Below are 13,015 nucleotides of genomic sequence, written 5' to 3'. Positions count from 1 at the left end.
TTGATTAGCAGCAGGGCTATTTTGTTAATAAAAACCAAATAAAGAGCGCTAAATTTAATCATATTGACAAAAATGTACGCTTAGTTTTACAAAACGGTAACTGCATATTATTTGAAACTTTTTTGCCACAGATTAAGCGATTTAAAAAGATTATTTGGTTTCTATTGTTAAAAATAGAAATGTTCGAAAATCATTCTATTCAGCATAATCTGTGGCAAAACTTTGTCAGGTGAATTAAGTTTAAAAAAAATAATACTAATTTTGCGATATGATTCGAATAACAATAATTGGTTCTGGAAATGTCGCTCAACATTTAATAAAAGCTTTCTCGGCAAGTAATCTTGTTGAAATTGTACAGGTATTTTCCAGAAAAAAAGAAGCTTTAAATTCTATTATTGATTTAGATAAAATTGTAACAGATTATGCAGCTTTAAAAGAAACAGATTTATGTATTATTTCAGTTTCAGATAATGCTATTGCTGAAGTTTCAATGCAATTACCTTTTAAGAATCAATTAGTTGTTCATACTTCCGGCACTACTTCAATTGATATTTTAGATTCAAAAAACAGAAAAGGTGTTTTTTATCCGCTGCAGACTTTTTCTAAAAGTAAAGAGGTCGATTTTTCTATAATTCCGATTTGTTTAGAATCTGAAAATCAGGAAGATTACGCGATATTAGAAACTACTGCAAAATGTATTTCAAAAGCTGTTTTTGCAATTAGTTCAGAACAGCGAAAGGCGCTGCATGTCGCGGCTGTTTTCGTTAATAATTTTACGAATCATCTCTACCAGCTCGGAAAAGAAATTTGTGATGAACATCAAGTTCCGTTTGAAGTTTTGAAACCTTTAATTCAGGAAACCGCGGATAAAATTAAAACTCTAGATCCAATCGATGCACAAACTGGTCCAGCAAAACGTCGTGATTTAGTTACTACAAATGCGCATTTGGAGTTTATAACAGATGAAAATCAAAAGAATATTTATAAAATACTAACACAATCTATAGAGAATAATGGCTAAAAGTTATAAAGAGATGATGAACGACATTACAACATTTATTTTTGATGTTGATGGCGTACTTACAGACAGTTCCGTTTTTGTAACCACTGAAGGAGAAATTCTTCGCACAATGAATATTCGTGATGGTTATGCGATGAAAGCAGCTGTAGAAAGCGGTTATAATGTTTGTATTATTTCTGGCGGAAGCAATGAAGGCGTTCGAGTAAGACTTCGTAATTTAGGTATTACAGATATACATTTAGGAACTCCAGATAAGGTTCAAACTTTTAAGGAATATACAGATACTTACAACATTAAACCTGAACAGGTTTTGTATATGGGAGATGATATTCCGGATTATCATGTAATGAAATTGGTTGGCTTACCTGCTTGTCCGCAAGATGCAAGCCCAGAAATCAAAAGTATTTGTCGTTACATTTCTCATGTAAAAGGCGGAAAAGGTGCTGCGCGCGATGTTATTGAGCAAGTTATGAAAGTGCAAGGTAAATGGATGGAGCATTTTAACGGAAAGCACGATTAAGAGATTTTAGATTTAAGATTTCTGACTTTAGAGTAATCAATATATTTCTTTGTCAAAGTTCAAAGCTTTGACAAAGAAAACATAAGAAAAGACCTTTGTCACTCTGTATCTTTGCCTCTTTGAACCTTAGAAGAAAAAATGAAATACCTAAAACTCATTCGATATAAAAATCTACTAATGCTTGCTTTTATGCAGGTTTTATTTCGTTATGCTTTTTTAAAACAACAGGATATTCCCTTGGCTTTATCAGACTGGCAATACGGACTTTTGATTTTAAGTACCGTTTTGTTAGCGGCAGCGGGTTATGTAATAAACAACATTTATGATGTTGCAACAGATTCGATAAACAAACCCGATGATGTGGTTATTGGAAAAGGAATTACTGAAACTGCAGCATACAATATTTATATCGGACTTAATATCAGCGGTGTTGCTATAGGTTTTCTGTTGTCAAATATTATTCTGCGTCCTAGTTTTGCATCACTTTTTATTTTAATTGCTGCACTGCTCTACTTTTATGCAACAACACTAAAACAGATTATGATTTTGGGGAATTTTGTTGTTGCTGCACTTCTTTCTATAAGCGTTCTTATTATTGGAATCTTTGATCTTTTTCCTGTTATAAATTCAGAGAATCAAGCACAAATGGCCAGTTTATTTTCGATTTTAATAGACTATGCCCTATTTGCTTTCATGATTAATTTTGTCCGTGAAATAGTTAAAGATATTGAAGATGTAAATGGTGATTATAATCAAGGAATGAATACTTTACCAATTGCAATTGGAATTAGCAGAGCGGCTAAAATTGCGTTAGGCTGTGCTATAATTCCCTTTGTTTTATCGTTACTTTATATCAATACTTATTTCGTTCAAAACCATCTTTATATTGTTACGATTTATGCATTTCTTTTTGTTTTAGCACCTTTACTTTATTTTATTGTAAAAGTATTCGGCGCCAAATCAAAAAAGGATTTTCAGCATTTAAGTACCGTTTTAAAATTGATTTTATTCTTCGGAATTTTATCTATTCTCATCATTAGTTTAAATATCAAATACAATGCTTAAAGAAAAGCTTAAAAAATATAGTTTAATTCTTGCCTCGGGATCGCCTCGCAGACAGCAGTTTTTTAAAGATTTAGATCTTGATTTTGAAATTCGTTTAAAAGAAATTGAAGAAATCTATCCGCCAGAGCTGAAAGCAGTTGAAATTACTGATTATCTGGCACAATTAAAGGCAGATGCTTTTGATGGAGAATTAAACGATAATGAGATCTTGGTAACAAGCGACACTATTGTTTGGCATAACAATAAAGCATTAGGAAAGCCAAAGAATGCTGAAGATGCTTTTCAAATGATAAAATCAATGTCGAATGCAACGCATGAAGTATTTACATCGGTTTGTTTTAAAACGAACTCCTCTTCTACTCTTATTAACGATGTTACAAAAGTAACTTTTGTAGATTTATCAGACGAAGCTATTCTATATTATATAGAAAACTATAAACCTTATGATAAAGCGGGTGCTTACGGAATTCAGGAATGGTTTGGTTTTATGGCAGTTGCAAAAGTCGAAGGTTCTTATACAAATGTTATGGGACTTCCAACAGCTAAAGTTTATGAATATTTGAGTACTTTAGTGTAAAAATTTAGATATGTTTTCTTTCAAAGAGTATAGCCAGGAAATTATTGCTACCGCAATTGTTCTTTTGATATTAATTGCAATGCGTGTTATTGTGGCAAAATTAATTCGTCGTTTTGCCAGCAGCAGTCAGTTATTAGAGCACAGAACAAACTTGGCAATTAAATATACTCACATACTAATGAATATACTTGTTGCTATAAGTTTAATAGTAATTTGGGGTGTTGAAACAAAAGATATACTTTTTACAGTTTCGTCTATTGCAACAGTAATTGGAGTTGCTTTTTTTGCGCAATGGTCTATTCTAAGCAACATTACTTCTGGAATGATTTTATTTTTTTCATTTCCATTCCGAATTGGAGATACTATAAAAATACACGATAAAGATTTTCCTATTGAAGCTGAAATCGAGGATATCAGCGCTTTTCACGTGAATCTAAAGACTAAAGAAGGGGAAAAAATCATTTTTCCTAACAACCTTCTTCTTCAAAAAGGTATTTCGATTATGCCAACTCATTACGAAGAAAAGGAATTTTTTGACTAAAATTTGAATGGGAATTTTATAAGGCTTAACTAAAAAGCTGGAACGCAAAACGTTAAATAAATCGCAATATTTGTTTAACTTATTAACGCGTCACTATAAAATCTCTCCAAATGATTCAAACAATAAAACTGCCATTCTACGCAAAACTCTCTTGTATATTAGTAAGTCTAATTGCACTTGCTTATATTTTTTGCATCGGAAAAGATATTCTTACACCAGTATTCATGGCATTTTTATTTGCTGTTTTACTGCTTCCTATATTTACACTATTAAATACTAAATTGAAGTTTCCGAGGCATTTTGCTGCTATAGTTTGTGTTTTAATATTTCTATTGTTTATAGTCGGAATTTTGGTCTTTATTTCCTATCAAGTTACGAATATGGCAAATGACTTTGATACGATTAAAAAGAATGCTAACTCTTTTCTAATTGAAATTCATAAGTTTATAAAAGAGAACTTTCATGTAAGTATTGGCGAGCAGAAAAAGTATTTAGATAACGTAACCAAAGATTCGGTTAAAAACGGAAATGCTACTTTAGGATCAGCTATAATTTCTATAAGTGATCTATTAGTAGACTGCACTATTATTCCAATTTACACGTTTCTATTTCTCTTATACAAAGATCATTTTATACTTTTTTTAGCCAAATTAATCAGCAAAGAAAATCACGCTGCATTAAAAGATATTCTTACGCAGATAAAAGTTTCAATCAATAATTATATTGTAAGTCTGATTCTTGAAATGATTGTAGTTTCGGTGCTTACCAGTTTAGGACTTTGGATTATTGGTGTAAAATATTTCATTCTTTTAGGATTAATAACAGGTATTTTAAACCTGATTCCTTACATCGGAATTGCAATTGCGGGTTTAATTTCGATTCTTGCCTCTTTAACCGGGTCTGCCGAAATATCCTTAGTTGTTGGAATTTTGATCGTAAACTTAATTGTTCAATTGATTGATAACAATTTGCTCGTGCCTTTAATAATTAATTCAAAAGTTGAAATAAATGCTTTTGTTTCTATTATTGGAATTATTATTGGCGGTACAGCGGCTGGAATTTCTGGAATGTTTTTAGCAATTCCGCTTCTGGCAATTTTAAAAATTATCTTCGATCGTATAGAATCCTTAGAACCTTGGGGATATGTTATGGGCAATCATATGCCTAAAAAATTTACATGGAGAGTTCGAAAAACAAAAGCTGTCAATTAAAATAAGCTGTCAATTTTAAAAATGTTCGTGTTATTTATCTTATATTCATATAAAAATCAGTAAAAAAGAAAGTTTAAAAATACCTGAATGTTGCTAAATAAAAAGATAATAGTTTTTATTTTGTTGTGCTTTAGTTTACAAAGCATTTATGCTCAGTCAGATACTTTAAAAGATAAAAGGAAAACTAGAAAAGACAGTACCGAAATATACAATCGGATTCGAAATTATTCTAAGAAGAACAAATTCACCAAAACCTTACATAAGCTTATATTCAGAGCGAAGAAACCTAGAAAAAAAGACGAAATTCATGTTTCTAATGATACCACAAATTTTGATGGTAAAATTATTCGAAAAATCAACATCATTACTTTAGATCCCTTTGGACATTCTGTGGTTGATTCTACGGTGATGCCAAAAAACTGGGGAGAACGAACAGGAAATCGACTTCATTTAAAAACAAAGAAAATTGCCATAAAAAACCTGCTGCTAATTAGAAAAAACACGGTTTATGACAGCTATAAAGTACAAGAAACAGAGCGTTTAATACGATCTCAGAGATATGTTACTGCCGTTAGAATTTCGAATAAGGTAGTTGGAATGGCAGCAGATTCTGTTGATGTTACCATTAGGGTTTTGGATTCGTGGAGTACCATACCAAGATTTTCAGTATCAAGTAATCAAATGTCGATAGGTTTTAAAGAAAAGGATTTTTTTGGTTCCGGTCAGCAATTAGAATATCGTTACACTAACCGTTTTGATGACGGCCGAAATGGTAATGATGCCACCTACACGATTCCTAATATTAAGAACACTTATATTGGAGCTGCCTTGCATTACAACATGGATCTCGATAACAATTACAGTAAATCGATCGATATTGAACGTGATTTCTATTCTCCTTTAACTAAATGGGCAGGCGGTGTTTATATTGGGCAGAACTTCAGGAAAGATACACTGCAAGCTCCTGATTTAACTTATACTTATCAGCCTTTTAAATATAATTTTCAAGATTTATGGGGTGGTCACGCCACGAAAGTTTTTGAAGATGATAATAAAGCAATAACAAATTTAATCGTAGCAGCACGTTTTTTAAATGTTGATTTTACCGAGACACCTTCAGAAGTTTATGATCCAACAAATTTTTATTCAGATCAAAAACTGCTTTTAACTGGTGTTGGATTGAATAGACGTAAATTTATAAAAGACAGTTATATTTTTAGAAATGGACAAACAGAGGATGTTCCCATTGGTCGTATTTATGGTATTACTTTGGGATATCAGTACAAAAATACCTTTTGGAGACCTTATGTTGGTGCACAATTTTCATTTGGAAACTACTACCGATTGGGGTTTTTAAGTATGAATTTTGAAGCCGGAACTTTCTTTCATCAATCAAAAACTTATGAAACAGCTTTTTTATTGGAGTCTAATTACTTCACTAAACTGTTTACTATAGGAAACTGGAAATTAAGACAGTTTGTGAATCCTAAGCTTGTTATTGGTGTAAACCGAGAGAATATTATTGGCGATGAACTAAATATAAATGAACAAAATGGCTTAGCAGGTTTTAATAGTGCAATTTACGGAACTAGCAAAGCTGTTTTATCGCTTCAAACTCAAACCTATTCACCGCATTCCATTTTAGGTTTCCGTTTAAATCCATTTTTTAATTATTCGATAGCGGTATTAGGAAGTCCAGATAATGCAATGTTAAGAAGTAAGCCTTATTCTAAAATTACTTTAGGGTTATTAATAAGCAATGATTATTTGGTTTTCAGTTCTTTTCAGCTCTCCTTATCCTATTATCCAAGTATTCCAAATCAAGGAGACAATGTTTTTAAAACAAATACATTTGAAACTAGTGATTATGGACTTCAAAGTTTTGAACTTGCAAAGCCTAGAATTGTCGATTATAAATAATAGAGCTTAATTTTTTTTTTTACTTTTTTTACGTTTTAATTTTGTTTTAAAAATCAATACATTACAGATTTTACAACACTAATTCACTCGTTAAAAAGTATATTTTATCCGACGAACGGTATCATGTTTTTATTTTTGGCACGGTATATGAAAATCCTTAAACAAGATTAACATTTAAACTTTAGAAAAGATGAAAACAATGAAAATAGCAATCGCGGGATTATTCCTTTTAATTGCAAATGCCACACAAGCTCAGGTATCAATAAACGTTAACATAGGTAATCCTCCAGCTTGGGGACCAGCCGGATATGCGGATATGGAATATTACTATTTGCCAGATATTGAGGCTTATTATGATGTTAGAGCTTCGCAGTTCATCTATTTTGGAGGCGGAAGATGGGTTAGAACAACTTATTTACCTAGACAATACAGAAACTATGATTTATATGGAGGTTACAAAGTAGTTTTAACAGATTATCACGGAAGAACCCCTTACACTTATTTTGATCGTCACAAAGTAAAATACTATAAAGGATATTGTGGTGCACCTCAAAGACCTTATAGACCAAGACCAGTTTATGGTTACAATGATCGTCGTAATGATAATAGAAATTACAAACACTACGACAAACATTATGATAAACATTACGACAAGCATCATGGAAAACATGATAGAGATGATGATGACGATCGTCATGAAGGTCGCGGAAGAAGATAAATAACTATAAAAGAGCGCATTAATTTTTATTAATACGCTCTTTTTGCATGTATAAACAGTATCTAATTAGTTTTCAATAACTAAACATTAACATTTCATTTAAATACTGTTCCATAATTTAATTACTATTTTTGAGTCTATTAAAAACCAACTTACCAGCATGATAAAAACTCCAGTTCAACTAATTCTGTTTTTTTTAATAAGTTTTAACATCGCATTCGGACAGCAGCCACAAAAACCAAATTCTGTAGAGATTTACAATCAAATCAAAAAATTAAACTTTTTAGGATCAGTTTTGTACGTTGCAGCACATCCTGATGATGAAAATACACGTTTGATCTCTTATTTTGCAAACGAAGTAAATGCTAGAACTGGATATTTGTCACTGACGAGAGGAGATGGCGGTCAAAATTTAATTGGCCCGCAATTACGTGAATTACTTGGCGTAATAAGAACTCAAGAACTTATTGAAGCCCGAAAAATAGATGGCGGCGAGCAGTTTTTTTCAAGAGCAAATGACTTTGGATTTTCAAAAACTCCCGATGAAACTTTACAAATTTGGGATAAGGATAAAGTCTTGGCCGATGTTATATGGACCATTAGAAAATTTCAGCCAGATGTAATAATTAATAGATTTGATCATCGTTCGCCGGGAACAACACACGGACATCACACTTCATCAGCAATTTTGAGTGTTGAGAGTTATAATCTTACAAACGATTCAAAAGTATATCCTGAACAATTAAAATTTGTTTCACCTTGGCAGGTAAAAAGACTTTATTTTAATCCGTCGTGGTGGTTTTATGGAAGTCAAGAGAAATTTGATGCTGCTAATAAATCTAATTTTGCAAAATTAGAAACAGGTGTTTATTATACTGGATTAGGAAAATCAAATCAGGAAATTGCTGCTTTGAGCAGAAGCCGTCATCAATCACAAGGTTTTGGAAGTACTGGTGTTCGTGGTGAAGAAACAGAGTATTTAGAAATAATTAAAGGCGAAAACGGAACTGAAAAAGATGATGTTTTTGATGGAATTGATACAACTTGGAATCGTGTTAAAAACGGAAAACCAATCGGCGATTTAATTTCTACAATTATTGCCAAGTACGATTTTAGCAATCCATCTGCGAGTATTCCAGAGTTAGTAAAAGTTTACACAATGATTGAAGCTTTAAACGACGATCATTGGAAGAATTTAAAATCAGAAGCTGTAAAAAATATCATAGCATCTTGTGCAGGTTTGTATTTAGAAGCTGTTGCAAGCGAGCAGGAAGCTACTCCGGGAAGTATAGTAAAACTTAGTTTAGAGGCAATAAACAGATCTCCAGTAAACATGCAGCTAACAAGTGTTACTTCATTGCCAGACAATAAAGTAACTATTCAGAATAGTGTTTTAAAAAACAACAGTAATCAAAAGTTTATCCTTCAAACAAAACTGCCGGAAAACATTGAATATACTCAGCCTTATTGGTTAAAAGAAAAGGCAACTGTTGGAATGTATACTGTTTCAAATCAAGAAAATATTGGGATTCCAGATATTATTAGAAATGTAAAAGTTGTTTTTACCATAAAAATTGAAAATGTCGAAATTCCGTTTGAGCGTACCGTTATTTACAAATACAACGACGGCGTAAAAGGCGAAATGTATAATTTTCTGGATATTGTGCCAGATGTTACGACTTCAATTTTAGAGAAAGTGCTTGTTTTTAGAGATACTAACAGTAAAATGGTTCCAGTAAAAGTTCGCGCAGGAAAAGACAATGTAAAAGGAAATTTACAATTAGAATTACCAAAAAGCTGGAATGTAGTTCCTAAACAAATTCCGTTTACTTTAGATCAAAAAGGAAACGAACATATCTTTTATTTTGAAGTTACACCTCCTGTAAATCCAGAAGAAACTATAGCGCAAAGTATTGTTACTATTGATAATAAACGTTTTGATAAAGCCGAAACAATTATTGATTTCAGCCATATTACGAAACAGATGGTTTTAAAATCAGCCGATTCAAAAGCAATACGAATTGACTTAAAAACCTCAGGCGATGCTATTGCTTATATAATGGGCGCTGGTGATGAAGTTCCTGAAAGTCTTTCTCAAATGGGGTACAAAGTAACGATCTTAAAACCTGAAGAAATCACACCAGAAAAGTTAGATTCATTTAATGTTGTTATTACTGGAGTCCGTGCTTATAATACTGTAAACGCTTTGGCTAACAAACAGAATATCTTATTTAATTTTGTAAAAAGCGGTAAAAATATGATTGTTCAATACAATACAAATGGACAATTGGTTACGGATAAAATTGCACCATATCCTTTAAAATTATCGTACGACCGAGTAACAGAAGAAAATGCAAAAGTTACATTCTTAGCACCAAATCATCCTGTTTTAAATACTCCAAACAAAATTTCATCAAAAGATTTTGAAGGCTGGACACAAGAACAAGGCTTGTATTATCCAAATCAATATGATCCTGCCTTCACTCCTATTATCTCTTCACACGATAAAGGCGAATCAGCCAAAGATGGCGCGTTATTAGTAGCGCCGTACGGAAAAGGATATTATATTTACACCGGTTTAAGTTTCTTTAGAGAACTACCTGAAGGTGTAGCAGGAGCATATAGATTATTATCTAACATGATTTCGCTGAAACAGCCAATAGAAGCTCCTAAACAAGATATAAAGCAATAAAAAACGAAAGTATGGAAGCTAAAAAAGTAAAAAAATGGAAAAAAAGCTACACCTATGTTTTGGTTGCTAATGCCATTTATATTTTAATATTTTTCTTAATCATGCAATTATACTCATAACCTATGCAGCTATTTGATTGGATCGTACTTATTGTAACACTTTTATTCATAGTTGGATATGGTTCTTGGAAAACCAAAGGAAGTAAAAATGTTGAAGACTTTATTCTTGGTAATAACGAAACTCCTTGGTATACTGTAGGACTTTCGGTAATGGCGACACAAGCAAGCGCCATCACTTTTTTATCGACTCCAGGACAAGCTTATCATGACGGAATGGGTTTTGTGCAGTTCTATTTTGGACTGCCAATTGCAATGATAGTAATCTGTGTTACTTTTATTCCGCTTTACCATAAAAATAAAGTTTTTACCGCTTATGAGTTTCTTGAAAAACGTTTTGATGTAAAAACGCGTTCACTTGCAGCAATTTTATTCCTTGTTCAAAGAGGATTAGGAACTGGACTTACCATTTATGCACCTGCAATTATCCTATCTGCACTTTTAGGTTGGAATCTAACAGTGATGAACATTATCATTGGTGTTCTCGTAATTATTTACACATTCTCGGGCGGAACAAAAGCCGTAAACGTTACTCAGAAACAGCAGATGTTTGTGATTATGTCGGGTATGTTTATTACATTTTTCCTGATTTTACATTATCTCCCAAATGATATGACGTTTAACAGCGCTATGCATATCGCTGGTGCAAATGATAAAATGAATATTGTTGATTTCTCGTTTGATCCTGAAGAAAAATACACTTTTTGGAGCGGTATTACTGGAGGTTTTTTCCTAGCCCTCGCCTATTTTGGTACCGATCAATCGCAGGTTGGAAGATATTTATCAGGGAAATCGGTTCGCGAAAGCCAAATGGGATTAATCATGAATGGTCTTTTAAAAGTACCAATGCAGTTTTTTATCTTGTTAACAGGAGTTATGGTTTTTGTGTTTTTTCAGTTCAACCCAGTTCCTTTAAATTTTAATCCAAATAACAAAACAGTAATTGAAAAATCGGTTTTTAAAGAAGAATATCATGTTCTTGAGAAAAAGCTGAGTAAACTTTCAGAAGACAAAAAAGTAATTAACTTATTGTACATCGATCAGTTGAATCAGGATTATGACAATCCAATTTTACGTAAAGAATTAGTTACCTTATCAAATAAAGAAAAGGATTTACGTGATCGTGCGAAAGAAATTATTTTGAGAGCAGACAGTCGCAGTGAAACAAACGATAAAGATTATGTGTTTTTTCATTTCATTTTAAACTATTTGCCAAAAGGATTAATTGGTTTATTGCTTGCCGTTATTTTATCTGCTGCAATGTCGTCAACAGCATCTGGTTTAACAGCATTGGCATCAACAACAGCAATAGATATTTACAAAAGAAATGTCAAAACCGAGAAATCCGAGAAGCATTATCTGAATGCGACTAAGTTTTTTACATTATTCTGGGGAATTGTAGCGATACTTTTTGCCTGTGTTGGAACTTTGTTTGAAAACTTAATACAGCTTGTAAATATGATTGGATCAATATTCTACGGAACCGTTCTAGGAATATTTTTAGTTGGATTCTATTTACGCCGCGTTCAGGCAAAACCTATGTTTTATAGTGCTATTATCAGCCAGATATGTATTTTTATCATTTATTATTTCATGATTTATACTCAGGAAAAACTAGGTTATTTATGGCTGAATTTTATTGGAGCAATTTTAACGATATTATTATCATTGATTATACAGTTTTTATTCTTTAGAGGGAAAACTACTTCTGATGATCAAATAGTTTTAGACTAGAGCAATTTTATGAATGAGAATGTATTTCTAAAACATTTTAAAAATAGTATGTTTTTCTGTACTTGTTTTAAAGATAAAGCAGGAAGAACAGAATATGGAATTTATATTTTTTGCTCTCTTTTAATTTATTATTTTGCTTTACATCTTAATCGTCAAGTTAATCTCGACGATGAAAGAATTCTAAATATATTCTATCAATGTCTAATAATACTTTTTAGTTTTGTTCCTATTCAAGCCGTGACAACAAGAAGATTAAGAGACTTGAATTCAAATCCAATTTTTGTAATTTTTAATTTTATTCCTGTTCTTAATATAGCTTTTGCATTTTTTCTGCTTTTAGCCAAAAGAAAAACAAATGATGACACAGTTAATTAGAAAATTATTCTTTTTACAATTAGTATTATTTGCTTTTCATGCTAATGGTCAAGTTAGTTCTAGTAACGAACTAAAAGAAGATCAATCCATATCAACACAACTTTATACTAAATGTTTTGAGAATCTGAATCAAGGATCTGAGATTTTGGAAAAATACCCAGCATTCAAAGACTCTAAATTATGTTCTCTATTGTATTGTACACTTTTACTATCTTATCAAGAAAACGAGATAAAACTGATAGCTGAACAAAGATTGCAAGGGATTGTGACACAGTTATTTCGAGAGGGAAATCCAGTTTACTTAATTTCTGGAATGGAAAGTTACGAGAAGGCTGTAGAAAATAATAAAAATCTAGAAGACGATAATCACATCGTTTATATAAGTATTGGAGCGTGTCAAATTTCGTCGTTTGAGTCAAAAGCTCGGGATATCGTAAACAAACAGACAATGCTTTTAATTAAGCAAGCTTCAAGTAAATGACTTTCAATATTATACGGTGGATTCGAATCGGTATTATTTATTGT

The 13,015-nt window shown here is 32.0% G+C and carries 12 protein-coding genes; all 12 read left to right on the top strand.

Going from position 1 to position 13,015, the window contains the following annotated elements; all coding sequences use genetic code 11:
- Positions 1–268 precede the first annotated feature (268 nt).
- The 12 genes from B0A81_RS09335 (at position 269) to B0A81_RS09280 (ending at position 12,971) form a co-directional block, all read left to right on the top strand.
- A complete protein-coding gene (locus B0A81_RS09335) occupies positions 269–1,021 on the top strand; it encodes a Rossmann-like and DUF2520 domain-containing protein (RefSeq protein ID WP_089057776.1) in 753 nt (250 codons plus the stop codon).
- Complete coding sequence (locus tag B0A81_RS09330) at positions 1,014–1,541, top strand: KdsC family phosphatase (RefSeq protein ID WP_089057775.1); 528 nt, start codon at positions 1,014–1,016, stop codon at positions 1,539–1,541. Before B0A81_RS09335 ends, B0A81_RS09330 begins: the two co-directional genes overlap by 8 nt.
- Positions 1,542–1,679: 138 nt before the next feature.
- Positions 1,680–2,606 carry a geranylgeranylglycerol-phosphate geranylgeranyltransferase gene (locus tag B0A81_RS09325; RefSeq protein ID WP_089057774.1) on the top strand — a complete coding sequence of 309 codons (927 nt, stop codon included), beginning with the start codon at positions 1,680–1,682 and terminating at the stop codon, positions 2,604–2,606.
- Complete coding sequence (locus B0A81_RS09320) at positions 2,599–3,183, top strand: Maf-like protein (RefSeq protein WP_089057773.1); 585 nt, start codon at positions 2,599–2,601, stop codon at positions 3,181–3,183. Before B0A81_RS09325 ends, B0A81_RS09320 begins: the two co-directional genes overlap by 8 nt.
- Positions 3,184–3,193: 10 nt before the next feature.
- The gene (locus B0A81_RS09315; protein ID WP_089057772.1) at positions 3,194–3,724 is read left to right on the top strand and encodes a mechanosensitive ion channel domain-containing protein; all 531 of its coding nucleotides are present in this window, start codon (positions 3,194–3,196) and stop codon (positions 3,722–3,724) included.
- A gap of 110 nt (positions 3,725–3,834) precedes the next feature.
- Positions 3,835–4,935 carry an AI-2E family transporter gene (locus B0A81_RS09310; protein ID WP_089057771.1) on the top strand — a complete coding sequence of 367 codons (1,101 nt, stop codon included), beginning with the start codon at positions 3,835–3,837 and terminating at the stop codon, positions 4,933–4,935.
- An 87-nt stretch (positions 4,936–5,022) separates the two neighbouring features.
- Positions 5,023–6,855 carry a BamA/TamA family outer membrane protein gene (locus B0A81_RS09305; RefSeq protein ID WP_089057770.1) on the top strand — a complete coding sequence of 611 codons (1,833 nt, stop codon included), beginning with the start codon at positions 5,023–5,025 and terminating at the stop codon, positions 6,853–6,855.
- A 190-nt stretch (positions 6,856–7,045) separates the two neighbouring features.
- Complete coding sequence (locus B0A81_RS09300; protein WP_089057769.1) at positions 7,046–7,573, top strand: hypothetical protein; 528 nt, start codon at positions 7,046–7,048, stop codon at positions 7,571–7,573.
- 160 nt (positions 7,574–7,733) lie between these two features.
- On the top strand, positions 7,734–10,265 hold the full coding sequence (locus B0A81_RS09295; RefSeq protein ID WP_089057768.1) for a PIG-L family deacetylase: 2,532 nt from the start codon (positions 7,734–7,736) through the stop codon (positions 10,263–10,265).
- 122 nt (positions 10,266–10,387) lie between these two features.
- Entirely contained in the window at positions 10,388–12,115 is a 1,728-nt protein-coding gene (locus B0A81_RS09290) for a sodium:solute symporter (protein WP_089057767.1), read from the top strand.
- A 9-nt stretch (positions 12,116–12,124) separates the two neighbouring features.
- A complete protein-coding gene (locus B0A81_RS21980; RefSeq protein WP_089057766.1) occupies positions 12,125–12,490 on the top strand; it encodes a DUF805 domain-containing protein in 366 nt (121 codons plus the stop codon).
- Positions 12,471–12,971 carry a hypothetical protein gene (locus tag B0A81_RS09280; protein WP_089057765.1) on the top strand — a complete coding sequence of 167 codons (501 nt, stop codon included), beginning with the start codon at positions 12,471–12,473 and terminating at the stop codon, positions 12,969–12,971. Before B0A81_RS21980 ends, B0A81_RS09280 begins: the two co-directional genes overlap by 20 nt.
- Positions 12,972–13,015: the final 44 nt, after the last annotated feature.

Source organism: Flavobacterium plurextorum, assembly GCF_002217395.1.
In the GTDB taxonomy this organism is placed as follows: Bacteria; Bacteroidota; Bacteroidia; order Flavobacteriales; family Flavobacteriaceae; genus Flavobacterium; species Flavobacterium plurextorum.
Note: the sequence above shows the minus strand (reverse complement) of the source record. Positions and strands in the feature narration are given on the sequence as shown.